This is a genomic window from Roseburia sp. OM03-7AC, assembly GCF_003462625.1.
Classification (GTDB): domain Bacteria; phylum Bacillota; class Clostridia; order Lachnospirales; family Lachnospiraceae; genus Roseburia_C; species Roseburia_C amylophila.
Window position 1 is genome coordinate 26213 of the sequence record NZ_QTZJ01000001.1, and the last position, 25425, is coordinate 51637.

Consider the following 25425-nt stretch of genomic DNA (forward strand, 5'->3'; position numbering starts at 1 on the left):
GGTTAGGAGAACAAATGCAAAAGAGTAAACAAAAAGTGGGCCTTATCTACCAGAAAGATGTAATTGATGAAATAATGGAAAAATACACAGGAAATATATATATTACAAAGTCGCTATATCTAAATTTTAAAAATGAAATAGATGAAAGAGCAGCAACAAAGTCAATACATATTATTTGAATTATGATGAATGGGATGGAAATGTATTTGAAGCACAAACTTCTGTGAATAGTTAGAAGGAGATAGAGGCATCGCCAAGAGGGGCAGGATACAATGGAAAAAATACAGGCTTTTTTAAAGACAAAAAAGAAATACGAAGCTAATTTATGGAATGATCAGATAGGATTTTTCCTAATAACAATTATCTTTTTAGGGGTGCAAATATTGAATTCATGGAAGGTATTGGCAGTCTGTACCATAATAGAAATTTGTCTTCTGATTCTTTGTTGGAGGATGGAGAGGAAAAAATATGGAAGTGTATTTTGCAGTTTTGTTCATGGAGAAATTTTAGGGCTGATTTTTTTAGTAGATGGATGGTGCTTTATTGGGTTAATGAGAAAACCAAATAATTATTTAATGATAGGAATAGTGGGAACAATACTGATTGCATTGTGTTATTTTGGACGCTTTTGGTTAGTAAGAAAACGAATACATGACGGATGGTATGAAAACGGAAAGAAAAAAGGATCAAATGGTAAAGAAATTGCCGCATCAGTTGCAATAATGACTTTTATGACACTAAGATTATGCAGAAACCAAACCGGGTCGAAACTGGAAAGCATGGGTCAAAATGAGACATATGCAATTGTAGTTGTACTACTTTTTGCACTTGCAATGTTCACCTCTTTGTGGGTCGATGCTGGTATGATGTATTATTATTTCAGAAAATATGAACGGGTTAATAAAAAGTAGAAACATTTTGCCTTGATAAAAATGACAGAGTATACAAAACTGTAGGTGGAACAAGAGTATAGTTCATTTTAAAATTAGTGATTAGAGCTGGTGAAAACAGATGATGAATAAACAAAAATATTATATTTCAGTAGTATATCACAATGTAATGAGAGGGCTGGCAATATATTGTGGTCTAATTTTAGGAATAATTGTTATATTAAAACTTGCTGGTGACAGATATGGAATTGTGTCAATTCTTGTCCTGCTTGAATACGTAGGGATTGCGTTCTTATTAGTTTATGGAATCGGGTTCTTCATAGATGGATATTACATTCAGGATGAGAAAATAGTTTATTATCATAATTTTAAAAGACGAAAGAAAGATTTATCTGAAGTGAAGTCAGTTATAATATCCAATATCTATCTTTATCGACGAAATTTAAGAGTAAATATATATAAAAATGGCAAATTCGTTCATTGTCCGTGGATAACACTCTTTTTTGAAGAAATTGATGCGGGATTATTGGTTAAAGATAGAAAAGAACTAAATACACTGAAGGTTGAACATCAATTATACAAGAATTGTTCTAAATATGGTTTCATTTATAAAAATAATATGGACAAGTTTTTAATGAATTTTACCGGAGAGGTATATATAGCTAAAACCGTATATTTAAATTTTGAAGAAGAAATGAAGAAATTATTTGGAGCAAAGGTGATATATATTATTTCGGATATGGGAGGAGAGAATTAGAAGAGGAAAAGTTGTTTGGTATTTTTACAAATCAGATAAACATAGTTAAAAGAAATGGAACAGAATATCGATTCTTTTTAGAAAAAAGGAATAAGGTAGTAGAGTTTTTACAGACGAGGTGATAAAGAAAATGCACTTATTCATAAAATGTATTATGTTTTCTGTCTGGATGTGGTTTATAGTTAGGTTTTCAGAAAAACCGTCAGGCAGAAGAAAAATTTGGATAGATAATCGATTCTTATATGTATTTACCTGGTTGTGGCATTCTTATGGAGAAATTTCGATTATGGGGTTGATGTATGCGATAGGTGTACAGGTAGTTGATATTATTGGAGTCGTTTTTTATTTATTGATGCCATTAAATAGAGAAATAATATGCATTTATTGGTTAAAGTTTCTTTTGGGAGTTCTGTTTTGGGCTGCTGGAATTGGAATATTTGATATGGCAAAAAATGCAGAAGAGAAAAGAGAAAAAATTCTACTGTATTTTAGTTGTTTTTCAGTTTTAGCTTTTGGAATATGGTATGCATTATATTTAATACTGGCGGATTTTATAGGATTATTTTAGACGAGGTGATAGTATGAAATATTTTTTAATTATATTAATAATTTTAGCATTTGTAATAGGAATTTTTGATTTAAAGTTTATGCTTGAATGTAAGAAAGAGCAGAAAAATAATAAAGCAGAAGCATTTATCTATGTAGGGGATAAAAAAATAATATGGATATTTGGAATTCTGTTTTATATAATTAGCGTTTTGGAATGGGTGATTCTGTTATTTTCATTAGAAATAGCGTCACTATTTCTATTTCTTTTTTGCTGCTGTATGGTTCAACTTGGTTTTGCAACATTTTTGTGTCAGCATTTTACATATTCGGCAGTATTTATAAAGAAAAATGAAGTATTTTACTATGCAGAAAGAAAACTAAAAAATATCCCAATCGGGCAAATCACCGGGGTTAGTGCAATGCCGGGAAATGTGGCATATCTGTTTTTTAATGAAAAAAAGGAAAGACTGTTTGAACTTCAAATGAAAAAAGCTAATGCGAGAAAAATGCTGGAATATATCATAGATAGACAGCAGAACAATTAGAACAACGAAAAGGAGCCGGTTGCAATGGGAATCAGGGAAAAGTTACATCTTTTTAAGAATAAAGATAATGCAGTGGAAAATAGTTCCAAAGAAGCAGCAAGAAAGTGTGTATTAAAAGTACAGGATAAGTTCCGCCTTAGAAATACAGATGATATCGTGGTTGTAGGTGAACTGAAGGGAAAAATACAGGTGGGTGATGCTGTCTACATGAGTAATTTTTCGGATGATGATGGAGAAATACTGGTGACAGTAGTGCTCGGAATAGAAGTTGGACAGGGAAAAACTGTGCGTGAAGCAGAAAACTGTCGGGTAGGATTGAAATTGGAGCAGACTGGAACTTATCCGATAAAATGCGGAACAATGATATATTCAAGAGCGACAACTGTAGAAGAAGTACATGATGCCTATATTTCTGGTCTGGGAGATACTTATGTATCGTCAAAACAACTGGTACTTTCACAGAAAGAACTTGATGAGTTAAGCATTACGGATTGTTCAGAAATCTGGCGTTTGTATGCGTGGTATAAAACGAAAGTAATTCCGGCAAAGGATGATGCTGAAAAAGAAGAAGTCCGAAAGAGGATTGGTGTAATTGCAAAAGCCCTTGTTCAAAAGGTATTGGAAGCACCTGCTATTTATTGCGTATACAGTAAAATCACAGGAGAGCCGGCACTTTTTTCCCAGACAGTAGACCGACAGGATGGCACATATATGTGTACACCACCTGATATCTGGATTCTGACTAAGGCATATAAGGATATGTTTAAAGTCAGATTTCCAGAAGAACGGTATGAAATCAGAGAGATTAAAAACGATGATTCCCATAAGGCAATTTACAATTTCCTTGGATACTGTTTTTATATGAACGGTGCCTGTGGAGTCAAAGTGGTAAATGAAAATACGGCAATAGCAGCACCGGAATTTGTTCCGGAGCCGGACTACAGCAATATACCGGAAATTAGCATTCCGGTTACCAACCCTGACCTGGTAAGATGGATGCTTCTGATTGCCCAGCTTGGACAGCCGGCAACAGACGAGCAGAAACTTATTTACAAATTATATTTTAGATTTCTGTCCATAGAAATGACAAAAGCCAGGTTTATTATTCCAACTAAAACGTCAGAAGATTTTCCGGAGCCGGATGAAAATGGCATGACAGTACTGAAAAAGGATATGCAGATTTCACTTCCGACTATAGAAGGAAAGCACAATAATGCAGCGGTCAGAATGTATACGGACTGGAAGCGGCTGCAGGATGCTATGGGGGATGGCTGGAAAGGAATGGTACAGTCGATAGAAGGAATCATTGACCAGTTTGACTGTGCCATCAATCTGACGGAGCATGAGAAAGCCGGCTGCTATGTAGACAAGGAAATGTTCCGGGAAATGCAGTCCTTTGAGAAAGATTTCCAACAAAATAATTGACAAGAAATGACAAAGAGAGTAATCTATTAACAGAAAAAGTAATTTGATGAATGGGAGTATGAGTTATAAGCGATAGTTAGTACAAATATCACATAATTCAAATATGTTGGAATTCTCCAACAGTTATCCCCATTTGAGACTAAACTAAAATACATAGGTAGTGTAACTGATGCTGTGAAATATAGTTCAGTGTTTATTTGTGTATTTGGAAAATTTGTATTCAATAATAGCCAGATGAGTGGAGAGAAATCGTTGAGGGGTCTGGTTGATATGAAAATGATGGATAATCCGGTATTATCTGTTGAATTTCATAGAGCTGCTAGATAATAAGATTTTTTTCTTTGTGTTGTTTTAGATGTGGGTGTTATGCCGAGCAATAAGGATGTAAACAATTGTAAATTATCTATAACATGTACCGAAAATTAAAATTTAAGTTACTAATTGCTAATAGAAAAGAGGGATAAACTATTAAACAAAATATTAAATATTATAATGAATCTATAAAACATTTTATAGACTTAAGTACTAAAGATGCTACTGCTAATATAGCAAAAGAACATGGGATTATAGGGCTTACGCGTTTAAATATCTGTATGGAAAAATTGGACTTAGATATTTCAAACAATTTTTTCATTGCATTGCCTGATTTCACTTATACAAGAAACGCTCTACGCTGGAATGCAGGGTTCCCGTATGGATGTATTATCAATATAGGGCAGACTATACCATTTATACCAATTGATTTTCGGCCAAATTGTTGTGGTATTATTTTTGCAGAAGTCCCAAATCAGGATTACGATATTGAACAAATCCAAAAAAAATATTTAGAGATTATAAATTCATATGATGATATTAATCCAAATGATTTTAATAAGCGTAATCATTTCTTTGGACTTTATTATAACGCAAAGAAAAATACATATTACTTCTTAATACATGGTTCTTTCTCTTTTGCAAAAAAGTCCTTATATAGCGAAAAAAATGACGATTTAATGGCAAAGGTTTGCAGCATTGATATCTTAGGCACACCTTTTCATTTTTTAAAAAATGATGACGCCTCTTTATATTATAATAAATATTTGTATTTTGAAAAAAAGTCTATGTATTACCGTGAACTAATTTTAAAAGAATTGTTTCCTGAAGCACAAATCTTATTTCATCGTACGCATGAAGGCTTTATGGATATGGGAACAATCCTCCTAGGAGCATATGCAGATAATCTTCCTTTTATGTGCCCAATTATGTTATCGCCAGAAGAAGATTTACCTATAACTAATATAAATGAACCAGTTGAAATATCCCCTAATAAAATATTGTTTTGTGCTCCTCATGGCGGGGGATATGCATTATCTTCTGTTATCAGTTCCGAAAAATGTAATGGGTCTGCTAATAATTATATAGTGACATATACCAACAAATCAAAGATGTTGACCAATAATATTATTGATATGCCTTTTTATTATAGAGGCGATTCTGCCTATAAATGGTGCAACGAATATAAAAAAGGAGTTATTGTTGACAAGCTAACACCTGTGTTCAACTTAAAAATTTAACATGAAAAAGAAATTATATGTTCTTAGACATTGTAAGACGTTATTTAATGAAAAAAATATTGTTAGCGGGCAAACGGATTGCCCGCTACTAGAGTACTCTGTTAACTACTCCATTTTAAGCAAAGAAAGTCAGTTGGAATCATATATACTGATCTCTTCACCATTAAATCGATGTGTCTTAACAGGAAAAATACTACAAACGCAATCCGGGCTTCAAATCTCTTCTTCTACAGATTCGCGTATTATTGAAAGAAATATGGGGATTCTGGAAGGTAAAAAACGATGCGAATTATTTAAAGAATATCCAGATTACTTTTTTAATGGGCATTTTAAAGAATATATGACACCTCCTATGGGAGAAAGTTTTGATGAATTCAAATTTAGAATTACCTCTTTCTCACATTCTATAGAAAAAATGCTTTTAAAAAATAATATTATAATTTGTTCACATAATCAAGCATTAAGAATGTTAACTGCTATTATAAAGGATAAGCAGTTCGAAGATATTCCTAAATATCCTAATGGATTAGTTCAGAAATTATTATAAATCATCTACATTTATTCTCAAATTTTTTAGCTCCGAAGTTATGATGCCTGCTTCTATTAGCAAGGTAGATGTAATAGCTTTATTATTATTATGTAACCGCTCAAATAAATTTTTTATGTGCTTAGATAAATATTTGCTGTATATATCACATTGTTCTAATACACTACGTTCTAAGAATTGTTTAGTCAATTCATACTGCTTTTTTGATTCATTATGTAAATCAGTATAGGTTCCTTCTGATAGGCGAACAATGGTATCAATTCGAAAAAGCAACTTTTCATTTGATGCAATACATAAACAATCATATAATAATTCTTCGATATTGATTTCTTTATAATTTATCTCATATTTCATTATATTTTTAACTAAAGTCAAATTGACAGCTACTACTTCTTTAGCTAATCCAAGTTCTTTTGCAATATTCTGTGCCTGTTCTATATAAAATATCGCATCCACAAATTCATGTCTTTTAAAATATACGTTAGCCATTAATTTATACGCATACATAATTCCTCGTTTATCGTTATAAGACTCTTTAATCGAAATACTTTTTTGTAAATAGTCTATACTCTCATCTAACTCATCCAATGCAAAGCAACATTTAGCAATACGATAATATGCAAACGATTTTCGCTTTGGGGTTATTAGTGTTTCCAATTCCGCTATTTTTAAAAAGGTGTTTTTACTTTCTGGATATAATCCTTTGCAACATTCTATCATCGCAATTCTATGTATTGTTTTTACTGCTAAAGAAGTATTATTATTAGAAATCGCAAATTGATAACTAAGCAAATATATCGTGAGAGAAGTTTCCAAATCTCCTCTAATATAGTAAACTCTTCCTATAAGAAGCAGAATTTGTATTCGAAGTTCTTCTTTCATCTGTTCAAAAATATATTTTCTGTTATCATAAAATGAGAGTAATAATTTGTCATATAAATCACAAAAATAGAAGCACCTTAATTGAACATAATATATGCTTTCCCATTGTAAAGAACAAAAATCAATATCCTTTTCTATTATTGTCAGATATTGAACACATAAATCATATTGCGACAGCCGCTCTAATAAAATTATTTTCATTTTACATAATTCTATTAAATACTCATTGTCAGTCGAAATTTCTTCCATTTGTTGAACAAGTTTTAATGTTTTCTTAATCAGCTGATGATGTAAAAGTCTAGGAAATGATTTTTCCAAAAAACAGTATGCATTTTGTAGTAGCTTATGCTCATTGTATATGCTAATAATGTCCAATACAATATCAATCTCGGTTTCAGATATTATTGTAAGATCATTTATAATTTCTTGAAAATCTTCATTATTCAAAGTATAACTTTTAAAAAATGGTTTATATTTGTCGTGAACATGATAACTATTCCCTCTATTCTCAACTAATCTTTTTTCCACTAACTGTGATAAGTTTTCAAGTAAATTCAATTTAGAAAAGTATTTTTTTTCAATTGGCAATGATGCATAAGTCAAAATAAACAATACCCTTTTCTCACTTGGGCTTAAATAATCTATAAAGCCATGCAAGTATGTATCATTTGATTCAAGATTGTTTTGGTTTGTTTGACTATCTACCAATATGGCATAACCAGGCAGACCATTATACTGATTTTTGATTAAAGCCGCAATATCTTTCCTTGATATCCCAATATGATGAATAATTATTGAATCAAGATCCTTCTCTTCTAAGCCCTCTAGTACCAATATTCTTAGATTGTTTTTAATGTTAACTGTTTTAGGAAAAATATTAAACCAACCAATAAAATAAATTCTATTTGTTTTAGCCGTTATAATAGTTTCAAATGTATTTTTTAAAATCATATTCTCGAAAGAACATTTATGAACATTATCTATTATAATAATCGGACGAAAAAGCTTTAACAAATACATTAATATGCTTATTAATTCATTTGATAAATAAAAACCATGGTTCTGTAAATAATTTTTTAGATTGCAATCATTGTAGTGTATTTCAAAAAAGTGAGATAAAGAAAAGAAAAAGGAACTGATTTGCCGTTCACTTTCTTCATCATAAATAGTATGCCAAAAAATATTTTCTCCATTTTGGTTATATACATAAGCTATATTTTTTAATAATTGTGTCTTTCCACATGCAGAAACTCCTTGAATATAATAAGCTAAATAGTCGTTCCCCATTAAAATATTTCTTTCCCATTCACGATCCGCAAGATAGTGATCTGTATATACAATTTGATTATCGTATTCTAATTCTACTAAATTCGTATGGTTTGAATTTTTTAACGAATCTATAATACGTTCCTTTAAATTAACTAAAATATCTGATTTTTCTTTTTCTAATTCTTCATTATATTTTTCTATATTTAATTCTTCTTCAAATAAAACTGAAATGCCATATTCTTTGCAAAATAAATTAATATAATCTTTAGTGGAAGGCGTTAAGTAAGGTTTAATCCATAAATATAATAATGCAGGTCGGTGGATTTTTGCCCAGTCTAGACTTGACATTATATTTTCTTTATTTACAGACTGAGCATAACATTTACATTCGACAATAACATCATAAATCATTGTCCCGATTTTATATTGTAATAATATATCCCTTCCGCGATCTGGTCCCCCATCATAATGAGAAATGGAATAAGGATTTGTGGTATACAATATTTGACATACATTACTTTCAAATTCAGTTCCTTTATCAACTGTTATCATTTTCAATTCCTCTACCTTCTAAAGCAAAGACACACATCCTACATATTTGGATAATTTACAATTGTTTACATCCTTATTGCTCGGCATAACACCCACATCTAAAACAACACAAAGAAAAAATTCTTATTATCTAGCAGCTCTATGAAATTCAACAGATAATACCGGATTATCCATCATTTCAAGCCATAACAATCCATAATTAACAATTCCAAACGGCACTCGTTTAAATTCCACTATCCTCATCTGTCATTTCGTGTTACAATAATTTCGCACAGAAAAATCCACATGAGAGGATGTGAACATCATGTGTAATTTGAGTCAGGGAATAAAAGAAGATGGGATGGCAGAAATCTTTGCACGCATGAGCAGAAAAGGTTATTCACCAGAGCAGATTGCAGAGATGACAGATACAGACGTAAGAGAAGTAAAAGCACTCCTGCAAAGAATAAAATAGAAATATAATATAGAAATATAATATAGAATAAATATCCCCCCTAAAAGGACTGTTAGAAAGGCAAAAACACCGTAAAAATACTGCCAATTCTAACAGTCCTTTTTATCTTTTACCCCACCCTGAAATCCTTCCTCGGATGCTTATTCATCAGAATGTCCCGCTGCTTTGCTGTGGAAACATGGGTGTAGATTTCCGTGATGTGGATGGAACTGTGACCAAGCATTTCCTGGATGTAGCGGATATCCACATCGGCTTCTAAGAGGCTGGTGGCGAAGGTGTGGCGGAACATATGCGGAGTGATGTGCATATCAATGGAAGCAAGGCTGCAGTATTTCCGGATGGTTCGGCGGACGTACTGGTCGGAGAGCGGACGTCCTGCCTGGTTGACGAAGAAGCGGTTGGTACGCTTAATATCAGGAAGGTAACATTTCCGGTATTCCAGCAGGGTGTGGACAACATCGTCATTGCCAATCTGGAGGAGCCGCTCTTTGGAACCTTTGCCGAAGATAAGCAGAGTCCGGTTGGAAAGGTTGATGTCATCCGGTGTGATGGAACACAGCTCAGAGATTCGGATGCCGGTGGCGAAGAGCAGCTCGATAACAGCAGCATCCCGGAGCGCATTTATACGCTGGAAATCGGTGGCAGCGTGGGAGTATTGGTGATAGATAGAAGATAAAAGCAGTTCAATCGTAGGAAGCGGGATGGTTTTGGGCAGAATCACCGGTTCCCGGAATTTGATATGCAATTTGTTAAAAGGGTTGGAGACAATGCGGTCGCGGTAGTCGAGGTAGTGGAAAAAGGCTTTGAGGGAGGCAAGCTTTCGCTTTACGGTTTTGGGCTTGAATTGTTCATGAAGGGTGGCAACATAGGACTCTAATATAGCAGGAGAGATGTCAGATATACTGGAAGCAGAAGGAAAAGCAGCCGCAAGGCTGGTACCAAACTGTGTAAGGTCGATGCGGTATGCTTTTAAGGTTTTACCATCAAGGCGTTTCTGGGTGCGGCAGTAGGTTAAATACTGGTTCATTTCAACGTTAAAATCATGCATAATAAATACTCCTTTGTATGTGGCAGGAGGCTGTCCTGCCTGAATATAGATATAAGAGTATATCATAGAAAAATTTTTTATAAAAATTTCCAACTTCATATTGACAAGTTGATATCCTAAGCGTATTATGAACATATGAACAAATGCTCATATGTTAAAACGACCTGGAGGTGAGAAGATGGCAATGAACGATGTAGAATGCTGCGAAGAAAACTGCATTCATGCAGAGCTTCTTAAGAAGGCACGGGAGAAGATGCCGGATGAAGATGAATTATATGATCTGGCAGAGCTTTTTAAAGTATTTGGTGATTCTACCAGAATCCGGATCCTGTTTGTATTATTTGGCTCGGAAGTATGTGTGTGTGATCTGGCAGAGACGTTGAACATGACGCAGTCAGCAGTATCCCATCAGCTTAAGATTTTAAAACAGGCGAAGCTGGTAAGCAGCAGGCGGGAAGGTAAATCCGTATTTTATTCACTGGCAGATGAACATGTAAGAACCATTATCGACCAGGGCAGAGAACATATTGAAGAATGAGGAGGATATTATAATGAAGAAAAAATTTAAATTGGAAGACTTAGACTGTGCAAACTGTGCAGCAAAAATGGAAGAAGCAATCAAGAAAATCCCGGGAGTCAATGATGCAGTAGTAAGCTTCATGACACAGAAAATGACCATCGATGCAGAAGATGAGCGTTTTGAAGAAATTATGGATGAAGTAGCCAAAGTATGTGCAAAGGTAGAACCGGACTGCCGGATTCTGCGATAGGAGATAGCTTATGACAAAGAATCAGAAAAAAATGCTGGAGCGTATTCTGGTTACTGCAGTGCTGTTTGTAGCACTTCTGGTATTGGAACACGTTGGTGTCTTAGAACAGATTACACAGCCAGTCCTGATTTTTATTATTTATCTGGTACCATACCTTTTGATTGGCTATGATATTATTTTTAAAGCGTTCCGGAATATCAGTCATGGACAGGTATTTGATGAGAACTTTCTGATGATGATTGCAACGTTTGGAGCATTTGGAGTACGGGAGTATTCCGAGGGTGTTGCAGTTATGCTGTTCTATCAGATTGGAGAACTTTTCCAGGGCTATGCAGTTGGAAAATCCAGACAGTCCATTGCAGATATGATGGACATTTGTCCGGAATATGCCAATGTGGAAGAGGATGGCAAATTAGTCCAGGTAGATCCGGATGACGTGGAAATCGGCACAGTCATCGTGGTAAAACCGGGCGAGCGTATTCCGCTGGATGGAATTGTAGTAGAAGGTGAGTCCATGGTCGATACCGCAGCACTGACCGGAGAATCTGTTCCAAGAAGAGCAGCAGAAGGTGATGAAATCATCAGCGGCTGTGTCAATGGAAGCGGTACTTTAAAGGTAAAAGTAACAAAAGCATTCGAAGATTCCACAGTATCCAAGATTCTGGAACTGGTGGAGAATGCCAGCAGCAAGAAAGCAAGAGTGGAGAACTTTATCACCAGATTTGCAAAATATTACACTCCGGTTGTTACCATTGGAGCAGTAATTCTTGCAATCCTGCCACCGATTATTTTAGGCGGCGGCTGGGCTGAGTGGATTCAGAGAGCCTGTATTTTCCTTGTTATTTCCTGCCCGTGTGCCCTTGTAATCTCCGTCCCATTGGGATTCTTCGGCGGTATCGGAGCATCTTCTAACTTAGGTGTTCTTGTAAAAGGAAGTAACTATTTAGAGGCAGTGGCTGAGATGACCACTATCGTATTTGACAAAACCGGTACACTGACCAAAGGCGAGTTCAAGGTATCTGAGGTACTTCCGGTAAATGGAAGCAAAGAGGAACTCTTAGAGCTTTCAGCCCATGTAGAAGGATATTCCAATCATCCAATTGCTAATTCCGTGCGTGAAGCCTATGGCAAAGAACTGGATATGAACCGGGTAACCGGAACAGAAGAAATTGCCGGACATGGAATTCATACATTTGTAGATGGAAAAGAAGTATGGCTTGGAAATGCCAAAATGATGGCAGCCCGGAATATTTCCTATACCGAAAACAGTAGTGCCGGAACCGTAATTTATGTTGCGGTAGATGGAGCATTTGCCGGAACCATTGTAATTTCCGATTCCATTAAGGAGGGCGTAAAAGAAGCTATCCATAGCATGAAGAAGGTAGGCGTGAAGAAATGCGTTATGCTGACCGGAGACCGTAAGGCAGCAGCACAGGCAGTAGCAGATGAACTGGGACTGGATGAAGTGCATGCAGAATTACTGCCGGGTGACAAGGTAAGTGAGGTTGAGGCACTTCTGAAAGAACAGCATGAGAAAGAAAAACTTGCATTTGTGGGTGATGGCATCAACGATGCACCGGTACTGACCAGAGCAGATATAGGAATTGCAATGGGAAGTATGGGGTCTGATGCGGCAATCGAAGCTGCAGATGTAGTTCTTATGGATGATGATGTGCGAAAGATTGCATCTCTTGTGAAGATTGCAAGAAAGACACTTTCCATCGTGCACCAGAATATCGTATTTGCACTTGGCGTAAAAGCAATTGTGCTGATACTCGGTGCATTTGGTATTGCCAATATGTGGGAAGCAGTATTTGCAGATGTAGGTGTATCTGTCATTGCAATTTTAAATTCCATGCGGACACTGCACATTGCAAAGAAATAGTATAAAGGCGTTTATTGAGAAAAAGAATCAGTAAACGCCTTTCTTTTACCAAACGGATAGGCTATACTAACAAAAGTTACAAAAAGCTAACAGGAAGTTGGAAATAGTACAGCATTGGGAAAGAGGGAAGCAGGAGTAACAAAATAAAAGAACTGAAAAAAGAGTTAGAAAAGAAAAAGGAGGATGAATATGTTTCTGGAGATTCAGGATTTGAAAAAAAGTTTTGGACAGGGAGAGGCAAAAACAGAAGTTTTGAAGGGAATTAATTTCTCTGTTGAAAAAGGTGAAATTTGCGTATTGTTAGGACCGTCTGGTTCCGGTAAATCAACACTTTTGAATATTATCGGAGGAATTGACAGTGCAGACAGCGGCTATATTTCCATCAATGGAGAGAAAACAGCAGATATGAACGAAAAGGCGCTGACGAATTACCGCCGCCGCCATTTAGGATATGTATTTCAGATGTATAATCTGATCCCAAACCTCAATGTGAAGGAAAATATTGAGGTAGGAGCATATCTGAGTGATAAATCATTAGACATTGACGAATTGCTTAAGACACTGGGACTTTATGAGCATCGTCATAAGCTGCCAAACCAGTTATCTGGTGGACAGCAGCAGCGTACAGCCATTGGTCGTGCCATTGTAAAGAACCCGGATATTCTGCTCTGTGATGAGCCGACAGGAGCACTGGATTACAATACATCCAAAGAGATTTTGAAGCTGATTGAGGATGTAAATCAGAAATATGGAAATACCGTTATTATGGTTACCCATAATGATGCCATCAAAAACATGGCAGACCGTGTCATTAAGCTGCGTGATGGACAGATTCGAAAGGATTACACCAATGAAGTGAAGATTCCTGCACAGGAACTTGACTGGTAAAGGCGGTGATGAAAGTGAAGAGTCCATTAAGAAAACGAATTCCAAGAGAATTGAAAACAGATTTTGGAAAATATCTTGTGATTTTCCTGTTCCTGATAGCTACTATCGGATTTGTATCGGGATTTCTGGTGGCAGGAAGCAGTATGATAACTGCCTATAATGAGAGTTTTGAAAAGTACAATATTGAAGACGGTAATTTCGAACTGATGGAAGAAGCTGACGATACGCTGCTTACAGAACTGGAAAAAGAAGGCGTAACAATTTATGAGAATTACTATCTGGAAGAAGAGGTGGTAAATGGAAAGTCAGACAGTACCCTCCGCATTTTTAAACCAAGAAACGAAGTGGATAAAGTATGTCTGATGGATGGAGAAATGCCGCAGCAGGAAGATGAAATTGCAATTGACCGGATGTATGCGGACAATAATTCCTTAAAAGTAGGAGACACCATTAAAGTAGGCGGCGAGAAAAAGACCATCAGTGGTCTGGTGGCATTATCAGATTACAGTGCTCTGTTTTCCGATAGCAAGGATCTGATGTTTGATGCCATAAAATTTGGCGTTGCCATTGCCACAGAGGATGCTTTTGATGCTTATGGCACCGGCAATCTCCATTACAGCTATTCCTGGAAATATGAAAAAACTCCGGCTGATGATACGGAAGCAAAAGAGAAAGCAGAAGATTTTATGAAAGTGCTGGGCAGTAAGGCGGTAATAGTAGCATACATACCGGCATTTTCCAATCAGGCAATTCATTTTACGGGAGATGATATGGGTGGAGACAAAACAATGGTAATGACGTTGTTATATATCCTGATAGCGATTATGGCATTTGTCTTTGCAGTTACCACCAATAATACGATTACAAAAGAAGCGGCAGTCATCGGAACGCTGCGTGCATCCGGCTATACCAGAGGAGAACTGCTGCGGCATTATCTGCATCTTCCGGTACTGGTGACAATCGTAGCAGCAATTATTGGAAATATACTTGGCTATACCGTATTTAAAAATATGGTAGCAGATTTGTACTATGGAAGCTATAGTCTGCCGACCTACCATACCATCTGGAATGGGGATGCGTTTATCCTGACAACAGTGATTCCGGCAATCATAATGATTGTTATAAATCTGCTTTTGATTTCTTCCAAACTGCGTATTTCACCACTGAATTTCCTGCGCAGGGATTTGAGCAGAAGAAAGCGGAAAAAAGCAGTAAAACTGCCGCATTTCAAATTCTTTAACCGGTTCCGTATCCGTATTATTTTACAGAACCGTGCGGGCTACCTGACTTTATTTATCGGTATTGCTTTTGCAGAAATTCTGTTAGTTTTCGGCATGATGATGTCACCACTTTTAGAGCATTATCAGGATGAAGTGCTGTCCCACATGCTTGCAGATTATCAGTATGTATTAAAAGCACCGGTTCCAACGGAAACAGATGGCGCAGAGACTTATCTTGCCGGTAGTTTAAAGACAATGCCGACAGAATTCAACAGCGAAGAGGTTAGCGTCTATGGCGTTGAAAAAGACAGTGCTTATGTTGATATTGATTTCCCAAAAGAAGGTGTCTACATTTCGGATAGTTATGCAGAAAAATACCGGCTCGCAGAAGGCGATACCATTGAGTTAAAGGAAACTTATGGAGATAAGAAATACAAGTTTAAGGTGGCTGGAATCTATGAGTATCCGGCAGCAGTGGCAATTTTTATGCCGGAAGAGGAATATCGGGATGTATTTGACAAAGAGGAGGATTATTTCAATGGATATTTCTCCGATAAGAAGATTACCGATATTGAGGATGCCTATATCATGACGACCATTACAGAAGATGACCTCACCAAGGTATCAAGACAGCTTGATGTATCTATGGGCGGCATGTTCTATCTGATGAATGTATTTTCTGTTGCACTGGCAGCAATCCTTATTTACCTGATGACAAAGCTGATTATCGAGCAGAATGCTTCATCCATATCCATGGTTAAGATATTGGGTTACAACACCCGAGAAATCGGGAAATTATATCTGACAGCCACCACCTGGATTGTGGTGATATCCGTTATCCTGGGTGAAGCAATTGCTACCGAGACCATTAATGTCATCTACCGGGCAATGATGAGTGATTACTCCGGCTGGCTGAGCATCTACTATGACCCGAACATCTACTGGAAGATACTGCTTATGGTGCTGGCAGCATACTTCGTAGTGGCATTGTTCTGCCTTCGGAAGATTCGGAAGATACCGATGGACGAAGCTTTGAAGAATGTAGAGTAGAACTTGAAAATGTAATATTGCAGCGAAACTGCTGGTATTTTTATACAAGTATATTTTCATCCCACCCAGCCAAACTAAAACCATATCAAACTAACTGAAATTCTTAATATGATAAAGAATTCTCACCACGCACATTTTATGTTGACAACAGAAATGTAATTAGTTATGATAAACACAAGTTAGGAATAGCTAACTAGAGCGAAAGGAAAAGAAGATATGAGTACAGAAATTCTGGAAATTGTACAACAGATGGATTTACACAATGCAGAGACGCAGTTAGCGTTACAATGTGCCCCATTGATCGCAGGAGTAAAGATATCCAATCTCTTAGTCGTTTCAACAGGCATGGAGGATGCGGTAAAACAGTGCCTGAGAAAATCCGGAATTTCATTCCTGCTACTGCTCAGGACCAGGGAAAAAGCTCGTTACCTTCTTTTCCGGAAGAAACCGTTGGAGGCGTATCTGATGCGTAAAGAGATACGGGAGCTGTTGCAGGAGTCCGGTTATCAGGACTTTACGCTCGGAAATATTCTCAGCACGTTTCAGAAACGTTACCAGGGTTATATGTGCGGCGAGCCGGGCTTCCCTCATGAGATGGGAGTACTGCTTGGCTATCCGGTAGAAGATGTAAGAGGATTTATGGAACAGAATGGACAGAATGCACTCTATCAGGGTTACTGGAAAGTGTACGCACATGTTCCGGAAAAGAAACGTCTTTTCGCACGCTATGATATGGAAAAAGAGACCATCATCCAGCTTCTCTCCAATGGAGTGGGAATGCGGGACATCATTGGTATTTATAATGACAGCATGCCGCAGAAAGCGGCTGTTTAGGAGGTAGAAAAAATGAGTAAGATTCAGGTAGTTTATTGGACACAGTCAGGAAACACACAGGCAATGGCTGAGGCTGTTGGAAGAGGAATTGAAGCAGCTGGCAAAGAAGCAGAGGTTGTTGATGTAAGTACAGCTGATATGGATGCATTAAAAGCTTCTTCCGTATTTGCAATGGGATGTCCTGCAATGGGTGCAGAAGTCTTAGAAGAAGGCGAGATGGAGCCATTCGTTGAAGAAGTAGAAGGCTTTGCAGCAGGAAAGAAAATCGCATTATTCGGTTCTTACGGATGGGGCGATGGACAGTGGATGCGTGACTGGGTAGACCGTATGACAAGCGCAGGAGCAACCGTTGTAAATGGTGAAGGTGTGATTTGTCAGGAAGCACCGGATGACGATGCAGTCGCTGCATGCGAAAGTTTAGGCAAACAGTTAGCAGGAATGTAAATTCCAAAAACAAAAACATTTCCGTAGGGTACAAACAAATTGTATTATATATCATAACCAGAAGAAGTCTTGCAGAAAACTGCAAGGCTTTTTCACATTTTATAAACAGCTGCATATACTGATAAGAAGGACTGGAAACAGGTGAAAGAATGAAAGTATTGAATCCGGGAGAACGCTCCGTGCTGGTACAGTATGTGCAGCTGGCATTAAACCGTGCGGGATATGATATAAGGAAAGATGGAATTTTGGGAGAGAATACCTGCAGGGCATTGCGGCAGTTTTTAAGGAAAAAGAGCGGGGAAGAATTTAACTGTAAAATAGATGATGTAGTATGGGGGAAGCTTTTTCCCTATTTAAAAGGATATACGATGCATGAAATAAAATCCGGTGATACATTATGGGGTATTGCGGCAAATTATGACACCAGTGTATCAGTGATTATGACAGCCAATCCAACAGTAAATCCGCTGGCACTGCGGACCGGAAGTATTCTTGCAATTCCATTCTCTTTTTCGCTTGTAGCAGAAGATGTGGCTTACACTTCTTATCTCAATGACTGGATATTGGAAGGGCTTACGGTACGCTATCCGTTCTTGGTTCAGGGAAATATTGGAAAAAGTGCGATGGGAAAGGAAATTCCCTATCTTCGGATTGGAACAGGAGAGCGGGAAGTCTTTTACAGTGGAGCATATCATGCCAACGAATGGATTACCACACCGGTCCTGCTTAAATTTGCGGAAGAATATGCCCATGCATTTGCAGCGGGACGCATGCTTTATACTGTGCAGGCAGCGTGGCTTTTTTATGGATTTTCCCTGTATCTTGTTCCCATGGTAAACCCGGATGGTGTGGATTTAGTGAATGGAGTATTAGAAGAGGGTGCATCCTTAGAAGAGGCAGAGCGCATTGCAGCTGATTATCCGAAGATTCCATTTCCGGATGGATGGAAAGCTAATATAGAAGGAATTGATTTGAATCTGCAATTTCCGGCGGGCTGGGAAAATGCCAGAAACATTAAATTTGCCATGGGATTTACAACACCGGCACCAAGAGATTATGTGGGAGAGGCTCCCCTTGTGGCACCGGAAAGCCGCAGTGTCTATGAATTTACAAGAGCCCATAATTTTTCGTTAATTCTGGCATATCATGCCCAGGGCGAAGTGATTTACTGGCGGTATCTTGACTATGAACCGGCAGATTCCAGAAGAATTGCAGAATATTTTGGCGAGGTCAGCGGATACCGGGTGGAAGAGACGCCCTCTACATCTGGTTATGCCGGTTTCAAAGACTGGTTTATTCAGGAATACAATCGTCCCGGTTATACCATTGAGGTGGGAATGGGGGTAAGCCCGCTTCCAATGAGTCAGTTTGCCGGAATCTATGAAGATAACCGTCTGATTTTAGAAGGCGGAATGACGGAACTTGTGCGATAACCGGGGATGTGTTATATTGTAGCAGAGAAAAGATGAGGAAACTGGAGCGTAAGATGAACACAGCATACAGCTATGAGATACAGCCGCTGGATGAATATTCCATAAGCATAGAGCGTGTATATGGGACGACACCGGTTGTTGTAATTCCAGAACAGATAGATGGATTCACAGTAAAGAGAATAGGCGCATATTGTTTTTCGGAAAGCAAACATGTTCCGGCAGATGCCGTTACCATCGGCGAAGTGGACAGTTTTATGAAGGCATTATGTGGAAATGATATCGAAGAAATTTCTTTGCCGGATTCCGTGGAACAAATCGGGAATCTGGCATTTTATAATTGCCGCAAATTACGAACACTTACCTTGGGGCGTTTCTTAAAAGAATTAGGAAGCGATGCCTTTATGAACTGCCGGAGCTTAAAGCGGCTGGTGCTTCGTTCTTCCATGGAAGAAGCCAGTGGCGCACAGCTTATCTTAAATCAGGTTCGGGCTGATTTGGAAGTGGAATTTAAGGAAGCCTTATTTTTCTATCCGGAATATTACGATTCCTATGAAGAAATCGGACCGGCACATATATTTGCACTGAATATTGCGGGGGAAGGTTTCCGGGCAAGACAGTGTTTTCACGAGCGGATGGTAGATGCCGCCGCATACGATATGATATTTGAGCGGATCTGCATTGAGGAGAAGATGTGGACTGCAGCCAGAATGGCACTTTGCAGACTGGCATATCCGGTGGAATTAAAGGAAGAAGCCCGTGAACGTTATCTTTCTTATTTAAAAGAACATGCCAGTGAGGTATGCGATGTTTTGATTCAGAAAAAAGATTTAGCATTATTAGAGTTGATATGCCGGCTTCAGGTGATGGAGCGGAGTGGAATCACTGCATTAATCGAGCAGGCGGCAGAAGCCGGCTGGGCAGAAGGCAGTGTCAGCTTAAGCAGCTGGCAGCAGAAATATTATAAGGAAGAAGCAGCTTCTTCCTGTTATGATATTGAGTGGTAAAAACAGCAGAAAATTAAGAAAATATGCAGTGGCAGAAAGGAGCAGAAGATGGCGCATATTAAGACCCAGACCGAATGGGAAAATGATATGTCTGTAAAAATCTTGCAGCATGCAAGAAGTGAAATCTATCTGGATTTGAGATATCTTGATGTGGCACTTTCTGCATTGAAGCCTCAGGCAATGGAAGGCTTAGAGACAATGGCTACGGACGGAGAGAGCCTCTTTTTCTCAGCAGGACAGGTAATACGCGTATTCCGGAATAATCCGGCATTTATGAACCGGGCGTACCTGCACACGATATTGCACTGTATTTTTTCACACTTATTTTTAAAAGGAAACAGAGATACGAAGCTTTGGAATCTTGCCTGCGATATTGTAGTGGAGCAGACCATTGACGGCATGGACAAGCCCTGTACCAGGCGCGCATTAAGCTTTCTGCGGCAGCAGACCTATGAAGCGTTGAAGGGTGAGGGGCGGATTTCTGCAGCAGTGGTATACCGCTGGCTGCGGGGAAAATCCATGGAAGAGCTTCTTACCTTAAATCATGAATTTTATACGGATGACCACCGTTTCTGGAAAGAGGAAACCGGCAATGGCGCGGCATCTGCAGCCAGAAATAAATGGAATAAGATAGCAAGGCAGACCAGTATGGCAAAGAAGCGGCATGGAGATGAGCCGGAAAAGGGAGAAGAACTTCTGATGACACAGATCAGTGCTGCGAAAAGCCGCCGGAGTTATAAGGAATTTTTACAGAAATTTTCCATACTACAGGAAGAATTAAAATGCAATCCCGATGAGTATGATTTGAATTATTATACCTATGGGCTGCGGCTTTATAAGAATATGCCCCTGATAGAACCGGTGGAGAGCCGGGAAGTAAAGAAAATCCGGGAATTTGTAGTGGTGGTAGACACCAGTTATTCCACCAGCGGCAGTTTAATCAAAGGCTTTTTAAATGAGACATTTGGCATTTTATCCCAGCAGAACAGCTTCTTTCGAAGATGCAGAATTCGGATTATCCAGTGCGATGATAAAGTGGAAATGGATGAGGTAATCAGCAGTCAGGAAGAAATGGAGCGACTGCTAAAAAGCTTTCAGGTAGTGGGCGGCGGAAATACAGATTTTCGACCGGCGTTTACTTATGTAAACCAACTAATCAAAGAAGGAAGTATCCGGCATCTGGATGGACTCTTGTACTTTACCGATGGCAAGGGCATTTATCCGGTAAAGAAGCCGGAATATAAGACCGCATTTTTATTCTTGGGAGCCTATGATGAGACGGCAGTACCGCCATGGGCAATGCGGCTGCAGCTGGAGCCGGAAGAGCTGGAACAGAATGCATGAGAGAAATAATATAGATTGGAAGAAAACAGATGAATATCAAACAGGCAAAGGAAGAAATCAAACATACCGTAACAGCATATTTGAAAAAGGATGATGAGGGCAGATATAAGATTCCTCTGATTCGTCAGAGACCGGTCTTATTAATGGGACCGCCGGGAATCGGCAAGACCCAGATTATGGAGCAGATTGCAGAGGAGTGCAAAATCGGACTGGTAGCATATACGATTACCCATCATACCAGACAGAGTGCAGTGGGACTTCCTTTTATCAAAGAAATGGAATTTGCAGGCAAAGAGTATTCCATAACGGAATATACCATGAGTGAGATTATTGCCAGCGTATACCGGAAAATCCAGGAAGGCTGTCCGGAAGGAATCCTTTTCATTGATGAGATTAACTGTGTGTCTGAGACACTGGCACCGACCATGCTGCAGTTTTTGCAGTGCAAGACCTTTGGTAATCAGGCAGTGCCGGAGGGCTGGATTATTGTTGCAGCAGGCAATCCGCCGGAATACAATAAATCGGTGCGGGAATTTGATATGGTAACCTTGGACCGTGTCCGCTGTATGCAGGTAGAGGCAGACCTTGGTGTTTGGAAAGCTTATGCCAGATCAAGACATATCCATGGTGCAATTTTAAGCTATCTTGAGCTTCGTCCAAAGAATTTCTACCGGGTGGAAGCAGATGTAGACGGCTTGCAGTTTGTCACAGCAAGAGGCTGGGAGGACTTAAGCATTTTGATGCAGACCTATGAAGAAATGGGGCTTCCGGTAGATGAAACCGTTGTAGGAGAATTTTTACACCATAAGGATGTGGCAGAGGATGCGGCAGCATATTTTGATTTATACCAGAAATATAAGGATGACTATGGAATTCCGTTAATATTGGAAGGAAAGATTCGGCCGGAAGTATTTGCCCGGATTTATGATGCAGCTTTTGATGAAAGACTCAGCGTGGTCAATCTTTTGTTGGACGGATTACAGAATCTGTTCCGAAGCTATGGAAAAGAAAAGGCTAAGACAGACCGCGACTTTGCAGCCTTGAAAGAGTACCGTAATTCCGAAGGGGCAAAGAAAGAAGTTTTTGAGGAAAAAAAGGCAGCCTTTGATATCCAGAGAAAGACATTAGAAACAATCGAAGAAAAGACCGCAGCAGCCTTAGAGCATGCGTTTGATTTTATGGAGCAGGCATTTGAGGGCGGTCAGGAAATGGTGGTATTTGTAACAGACCTTGCTACCGTGGCAGAATCCGCAAGATTCTTAGCCGAGCACAACTGCGACCGCTATTTACAGTATAATCAGGAGCTGCTGATTGGAAGCAAGCGGGCAGAGCTTTTAGCCGAGCTGAACCGGGACTAGTTGTACAGCGTAAAAAAATGTCAGAAAGGATACCTTTAAATATGAAGAAGCTGGTAATCGGAATTCTTGCACATGTAGATGCAGGAAAGACAACATTATCGGAAAGTATGTTGTATACAAGCGGAAGCATACGCCATCTGGGAAGAGTGGATAATAAGGATGCATATCTTGACAATAATGCCATGGAGCGGGAGCGTGGAATTACGATTTTCTCAAAGCAGGCAGAATTTTCCTGGAAAGATATGGCAATCACTTTATTGGATACACCGGGGCATGTGGACTTTTCTGCGGAGATGGAGCGGACCCTTAAAGTGCTTGATTATGCAGTGCTGGTCATCAGTGGAGCCGATGGTGTGCAGGGACATACCAGAACGCTGTGGCGTCTGTTAAAACTTTATCAGGTTCCGGTATTCTTATTTATCAATAAAATGGATCAGCCGGGAGCGGATAAAGAGGCTCTTTTATTGGAAATCAAGGAGCATTTGGACAGCAACTGCATTGACTTTACACAGGAGCAGAACGAAGGCTTCTATGAAGAGGCGGCTATGTGCGAAGAAGCAGCCATGGAGAAATTCTTATCGGAAGGAAGTCTTGCGTCCAATGACCTTGCACAAATGATTGCAAAGCGGGGACTTTTCCCCTGCTATTTTGGCTCTGCATTAAAGGTGCAGGGTGTGGAAGAACTGTTAGACGGGCTTTACGAATATGGCAGGACACCGCAGTATCCGGATAAATTTGGTGCTAAAATCTTTAAGATTGCAAGAGAAGAACAGGGAAACCGGCTGACTTATCTTAAAGTGACCGGAGGAACTCTTCGTGTAAAGGACATGCTTAATGGCAAAGCCGGAGAAGAAGAGTGGGCGGAAAAGGTCAATCAGATCCGTATTTATTCCGGAGAAAAATATGAGGCAGTATCCGAGGCGGCAGCAGGTACAGTCTGTGCTGTTACCGGACTGACAAAGACTTATCCGGGAGAAGGACTTGGCATTGAAGAAGAGTCCATACTTCCGGTCTTAGAGCCGGTACGCAGTGTAAAACTGGTTTTGCCGAAGGAAGTTCCGGTGGCGGTCATGCTGCCAAAATTAAAGCAGTTAGAGGAAGAAAATCCGGAATTGCATATTGTATACCGGGAAGAAACCGGAGAGATTCTCATTAAGCTGATGGGCGAAGTACAGCTTGAAATCTTACAGAAACTGGTAAAAGAACGCTACGGCGTAGTAGTGGAATTTGGAGAAGAGAAGATTATTTATAAAGAAACCATCCGCAATACCGTAGAAGGAGTTGGACATTTTGAACCACTGCGGCACTATGCGGAAGTCCACCTTCTGCTGGAGCCGGGGGAGCGCGGAAGCGGACTGTGTTTTCAGACAGACTGCAGTGAAGATATTTTAGATAAAAACTGGCAGCGGCTGATACTGACCCATCTTGCAGAGCGGGAACATAAGGGCGTATTAACCGGTTCTGCCATTACTGATATGAAGATTACCGTAGTGTCCGGCCGGGCACATCCAAAGCATACCGAAAGCGGCGATTTCAGGCAGGCAACTTACCGTGCTATAAGGCAGGGACTGATGGAAGCAGATTCTGTACTGCTTGAGCCTTATTATGCATTTCGTCTGGAAATACCGGAAGAATGTCTGGGTCGTGCAATGCATGATATGGAGCAGCGTAATAGCAGAATGGACGCTCCGCAGATAGAAAATGGAATGGCACTGCTCACCGGAAGCGGTCCGGTATCGAAGCTTTCGGATTATCAGAAGGAATTAAATACCTATGCCAAGGGGCGTGGCAAATTCTTCTGCACATTGCAGGGCTACGAGGTGTGCCAGAATCAGGATGAAGTGGTAGAAGCTATCGGTTATCAGCCGGAGGCAGATTTATATAATACATCAGATTCCGTATTCTGTGCCCACGGAGCGGGCTATCTGGTGCCGTGGTATGAAGTAAAAGAGCACATGCATATGCCATCTGTTTTAGAAGAAGATGGCGGCACAAAAGAAGAACGGATAAAAGTCCATCGTCCCGGCGTAGTAGAGGACTGGGTAGATACCGATGAAATCGATGCTATTTTAGAAAAGACCTTCTATGCCAACCGGCAGGAAGGAAAACGCAAAAACGGTGTTGTGCGAAAACGCAAAGCAGAAAACAATGCACCAACCGTCCGTACTTACCACAAGCCGGAAAAACTGGAACGCTATCTACTGGTGGATGGCTACAATGTAATTTATGCCTGGAAGGATTTACATGAACTGGCAGAAGTGAATCTGGATGGAGCCAGAGGCAAATTGCAGGACATTCTCTGCAACTATCAGGGCATCTTTGGTGGTGAAGTCATTGTGGTGTTTGATGCATACCGCCTGATCGGACATAAGACAGAACAGTTGGACTATCACAATATCCATATTGTCTTTACGAAGGAAGCAGAAACGGCAGACCAGTACATTGAACGCTTTGCCCACGAAGATCACAATCATTATGATGTAACGGTTGCAACCTCCGATGGCTTAGAGCAGATGATTATCCGCGGTCAGGACTGTAAGCTGATATCTGCCCGGGAGTTTGAACAGGAAGTAAAACGGGCGAATAGCACCATGTGGGATAATTACCGGAATGGACAGAATATTTTCTGATAAATATTGCCATGGCATGGAAAAAAAGCTATGATAGAAAAAGAGTTTCACTCGGGTGATTACGATAGAGGAAAACAGGATGCAACCATTGTAT

23 protein-coding genes are annotated in these 25425 nt (G+C 39.2%); 21 read left to right on the plus strand and 2 right to left on the minus strand.

Features of this window, described 5'->3' with window-relative positions; genetic code table 11:
* Positions 1 to 14 precede the first annotated feature (14 nt).
* The 8 genes from DXB39_RS14710 (at position 15) to DXB39_RS00210 (ending at position 6266) form a co-directional block, all read left to right on the plus strand.
* Positions 15 to 179 carry a hypothetical protein gene (locus tag DXB39_RS14710; RefSeq protein WP_158565926.1) on the plus strand — a complete coding sequence of 55 codons (165 nt, stop codon included), beginning with the start codon at positions 15 to 17 and terminating at the stop codon, positions 177 to 179.
* 93 nt (positions 180 to 272) lie between these two features.
* Positions 273 to 911: a hypothetical protein gene (locus tag DXB39_RS00180; protein ID WP_117842040.1), complete on the plus strand. Its 639-nt coding sequence runs from the start codon at positions 273 to 275 to the stop codon at positions 909 to 911.
* A gap of 100 nt (positions 912 to 1011) precedes the next feature.
* Positions 1012 to 1647 carry a hypothetical protein gene (locus DXB39_RS00185; RefSeq protein ID WP_117842039.1) on the plus strand — a complete coding sequence of 212 codons (636 nt, stop codon included), beginning with the start codon at positions 1012 to 1014 and terminating at the stop codon, positions 1645 to 1647.
* 286 nt (positions 1648 to 1933) lie between these two features.
* On the plus strand, positions 1934 to 2215 hold the full coding sequence (locus tag DXB39_RS00190; RefSeq protein WP_147340198.1) for a hypothetical protein: 282 nt from the start codon (positions 1934 to 1936) through the stop codon (positions 2213 to 2215).
* Positions 2216 to 2228: 13 nt separating this feature from the next.
* A complete protein-coding gene (locus DXB39_RS00195) occupies positions 2229 to 2741 on the plus strand; it encodes a hypothetical protein (protein WP_117842038.1) in 513 nt (170 codons plus the stop codon).
* Positions 2742 to 2765: 24 nt separating this feature from the next.
* Positions 2766 to 4166 carry an SseB family protein gene (locus tag DXB39_RS00200; protein ID WP_117842037.1) on the plus strand — a complete coding sequence of 467 codons (1401 nt, stop codon included), beginning with the start codon at positions 2766 to 2768 and terminating at the stop codon, positions 4164 to 4166.
* Between the two features lie 593 nt (positions 4167 to 4759).
* A complete protein-coding gene (locus DXB39_RS00205) occupies positions 4760 to 5719 on the plus strand; it encodes a hypothetical protein (protein WP_117842034.1) in 960 nt (319 codons plus the stop codon).
* 1 nt (position 5720) lies between these two features.
* Positions 5721 to 6266: a histidine phosphatase family protein gene (locus DXB39_RS00210; protein ID WP_117842035.1), complete on the plus strand. Its 546-nt coding sequence runs from the start codon at positions 5721 to 5723 to the stop codon at positions 6264 to 6266.
* On the opposite strand, the gene DXB39_RS00215 is transcribed toward DXB39_RS00210, so the two are convergent.
* On the minus strand, positions 6261 to 8969 hold the full coding sequence (locus tag DXB39_RS00215; RefSeq protein ID WP_117842036.1) for a tetratricopeptide repeat protein: 2709 nt from the start codon (positions 8967 to 8969) through the stop codon (positions 6261 to 6263). The genes DXB39_RS00210 and DXB39_RS00215 overlap by 6 nt on opposite strands.
* Positions 8970 to 9273: 304 nt before the next feature.
* Between DXB39_RS00215 and DXB39_RS14860 the strand changes: the two genes are divergently transcribed.
* Positions 9274 to 9423, plus strand: a complete 150-nt coding sequence (locus DXB39_RS14860; protein WP_022243978.1) for a hypothetical protein — start codon at positions 9274 to 9276, stop codon at positions 9421 to 9423.
* 109 nt (positions 9424 to 9532) lie between these two features.
* Here DXB39_RS14860 and DXB39_RS00220 read toward each other — a convergent pair whose 3' ends face one another.
* On the minus strand, positions 9533 to 10471 hold the full coding sequence (locus DXB39_RS00220; RefSeq protein WP_117842070.1) for a tyrosine-type recombinase/integrase: 939 nt from the start codon (positions 10469 to 10471) through the stop codon (positions 9533 to 9535).
* Positions 10472 to 10649: 178 nt separating this feature from the next.
* On the opposite strand from DXB39_RS00220, the gene DXB39_RS00225 reads away from it, so the two are divergent.
* From DXB39_RS00225 to DXB39_RS00280, 12 genes are all read left to right on the plus strand, one after another.
* Positions 10650 to 11009 carry an ArsR/SmtB family transcription factor gene (locus DXB39_RS00225; RefSeq protein ID WP_117698030.1) on the plus strand — a complete coding sequence of 120 codons (360 nt, stop codon included), beginning with the start codon at positions 10650 to 10652 and terminating at the stop codon, positions 11007 to 11009.
* A gap of 13 nt (positions 11010 to 11022) precedes the next feature.
* Positions 11023 to 11241 carry a cation transporter gene (locus DXB39_RS00230; RefSeq protein ID WP_117842033.1) on the plus strand — a complete coding sequence of 73 codons (219 nt, stop codon included), beginning with the start codon at positions 11023 to 11025 and terminating at the stop codon, positions 11239 to 11241.
* Positions 11242 to 11251: 10 nt separating this feature from the next.
* On the plus strand, positions 11252 to 13126 hold the full coding sequence (locus DXB39_RS00235) for a heavy metal translocating P-type ATPase (protein WP_117842032.1): 1875 nt from the start codon (positions 11252 to 11254) through the stop codon (positions 13124 to 13126).
* 189 nt (positions 13127 to 13315) lie between these two features.
* On the plus strand, positions 13316 to 14014 hold the full coding sequence (locus tag DXB39_RS00240; RefSeq protein WP_117698032.1) for an ABC transporter ATP-binding protein: 699 nt from the start codon (positions 13316 to 13318) through the stop codon (positions 14012 to 14014).
* Between the two features lie 8 nt (positions 14015 to 14022).
* Positions 14023 to 16284 (plus strand): ABC transporter permease, encoded by a 2262-nt coding sequence (locus DXB39_RS00245; RefSeq protein WP_334294232.1) that lies wholly within the window; start codon positions 14023 to 14025, stop codon positions 16282 to 16284.
* A gap of 216 nt (positions 16285 to 16500) precedes the next feature.
* The gene (locus tag DXB39_RS00250; protein ID WP_117842031.1) at positions 16501 to 17118 is read left to right on the plus strand and encodes a DUF3793 family protein; all 618 of its coding nucleotides are present in this window, start codon (positions 16501 to 16503) and stop codon (positions 17116 to 17118) included.
* Between the two features lie 12 nt (positions 17119 to 17130).
* Positions 17131 to 17562, plus strand: coding sequence for a flavodoxin (locus DXB39_RS00255; protein ID WP_022243985.1), 432 nt, complete (start codon positions 17131 to 17133; stop codon positions 17560 to 17562).
* 149 nt (positions 17563 to 17711) lie between these two features.
* Positions 17712 to 18995 carry a M14 family metallopeptidase gene (locus tag DXB39_RS00260; protein WP_117842030.1) on the plus strand — a complete coding sequence of 428 codons (1284 nt, stop codon included), beginning with the start codon at positions 17712 to 17714 and terminating at the stop codon, positions 18993 to 18995.
* A 32-nt stretch (positions 18996 to 19027) separates the two neighbouring features.
* A complete protein-coding gene (locus DXB39_RS00265) occupies positions 19028 to 19999 on the plus strand; it encodes a leucine-rich repeat domain-containing protein (RefSeq protein ID WP_117842029.1) in 972 nt (323 codons plus the stop codon).
* A 48-nt stretch (positions 20000 to 20047) separates the two neighbouring features.
* Positions 20048 to 21343 carry a vWA domain-containing protein gene (locus tag DXB39_RS00270; RefSeq protein ID WP_022243988.1) on the plus strand — a complete coding sequence of 432 codons (1296 nt, stop codon included), beginning with the start codon at positions 20048 to 20050 and terminating at the stop codon, positions 21341 to 21343.
* Between the two features lie 29 nt (positions 21344 to 21372).
* Positions 21373 to 22701 carry an AAA family ATPase gene (locus DXB39_RS00275; protein WP_117842028.1) on the plus strand — a complete coding sequence of 443 codons (1329 nt, stop codon included), beginning with the start codon at positions 21373 to 21375 and terminating at the stop codon, positions 22699 to 22701.
* 41 nt (positions 22702 to 22742) lie between these two features.
* Entirely contained in the window at positions 22743 to 25331 is a 2589-nt protein-coding gene (locus DXB39_RS00280; protein ID WP_117842027.1) for a translation factor GTPase family protein, read from the plus strand.
* Positions 25332 to 25425 lie beyond the last annotated feature (94 nt).

Excerpts from the sequence above, each read along its gene's own strand:
- DXB39_RS14710 (WP_158565926.1), top strand. The coding sequence starts at position 15 with ATGCAAAAGAGTAAACAAAAAGTGGGCCTTATCTACCAGAAAGATGTA.
- DXB39_RS00180 (WP_117842040.1), top strand. The coding sequence starts at position 273 with ATGGAAAAAATACAGGCTTTTTTAAAGACAAAAAAGAAATACGAAGCT.
- DXB39_RS00185 (WP_117842039.1), top strand. The coding sequence starts at position 1,012 with ATGATGAATAAACAAAAATATTATATTTCAGTAGTATATCACAATGTA.
- DXB39_RS00190 (WP_147340198.1), top strand. The coding sequence starts at position 1,934 with ATGGGGTTGATGTATGCGATAGGTGTACAGGTAGTTGATATTATTGGA.
- DXB39_RS00195 (WP_117842038.1), top strand. The coding sequence starts at position 2,229 with ATGAAATATTTTTTAATTATATTAATAATTTTAGCATTTGTAATAGGA.
- DXB39_RS00200 (WP_117842037.1), top strand. The coding sequence starts at position 2,766 with ATGGGAATCAGGGAAAAGTTACATCTTTTTAAGAATAAAGATAATGCA.
- DXB39_RS00205 (WP_117842034.1), top strand. The coding sequence starts at position 4,760 with ATGGAAAAATTGGACTTAGATATTTCAAACAATTTTTTCATTGCATTG.
- DXB39_RS00210 (WP_117842035.1), top strand. The coding sequence starts at position 5,721 with ATGAAAAAGAAATTATATGTTCTTAGACATTGTAAGACGTTATTTAAT.
- DXB39_RS00215 (WP_117842036.1), bottom strand. The coding sequence starts at position 8,969 with ATGATAACAGTTGATAAAGGAACTGAATTTGAAAGTAATGTATGTCAA.
- DXB39_RS14860 (WP_022243978.1), top strand. The coding sequence starts at position 9,274 with ATGTGTAATTTGAGTCAGGGAATAAAAGAAGATGGGATGGCAGAAATC.
- DXB39_RS00220 (WP_117842070.1), bottom strand. The coding sequence starts at position 10,471 with ATGCATGATTTTAACGTTGAAATGAACCAGTATTTAACCTACTGCCGC.
- DXB39_RS00225 (WP_117698030.1), top strand. The coding sequence starts at position 10,650 with ATGGCAATGAACGATGTAGAATGCTGCGAAGAAAACTGCATTCATGCA.
- DXB39_RS00230 (WP_117842033.1), top strand. The coding sequence starts at position 11,023 with ATGAAGAAAAAATTTAAATTGGAAGACTTAGACTGTGCAAACTGTGCA.
- DXB39_RS00235 (WP_117842032.1), top strand. The coding sequence starts at position 11,252 with ATGACAAAGAATCAGAAAAAAATGCTGGAGCGTATTCTGGTTACTGCA.
- DXB39_RS00240 (WP_117698032.1), top strand. The coding sequence starts at position 13,316 with ATGTTTCTGGAGATTCAGGATTTGAAAAAAAGTTTTGGACAGGGAGAG.
- DXB39_RS00245 (WP_334294232.1), top strand. The coding sequence starts at position 14,023 with ATGAAAGTGAAGAGTCCATTAAGAAAACGAATTCCAAGAGAATTGAAA.
- DXB39_RS00250 (WP_117842031.1), top strand. The coding sequence starts at position 16,501 with ATGAGTACAGAAATTCTGGAAATTGTACAACAGATGGATTTACACAAT.
- DXB39_RS00255 (WP_022243985.1), top strand. The coding sequence starts at position 17,131 with ATGAGTAAGATTCAGGTAGTTTATTGGACACAGTCAGGAAACACACAG.
- DXB39_RS00260 (WP_117842030.1), top strand. The coding sequence starts at position 17,712 with ATGAAAGTATTGAATCCGGGAGAACGCTCCGTGCTGGTACAGTATGTG.
- DXB39_RS00265 (WP_117842029.1), top strand. The coding sequence starts at position 19,028 with ATGAGGAAACTGGAGCGTAAGATGAACACAGCATACAGCTATGAGATA.
- DXB39_RS00270 (WP_022243988.1), top strand. The coding sequence starts at position 20,048 with ATGGCGCATATTAAGACCCAGACCGAATGGGAAAATGATATGTCTGTA.
- DXB39_RS00275 (WP_117842028.1), top strand. The coding sequence starts at position 21,373 with ATGAATATCAAACAGGCAAAGGAAGAAATCAAACATACCGTAACAGCA.
- DXB39_RS00280 (WP_117842027.1), top strand. The coding sequence starts at position 22,743 with ATGAAGAAGCTGGTAATCGGAATTCTTGCACATGTAGATGCAGGAAAG.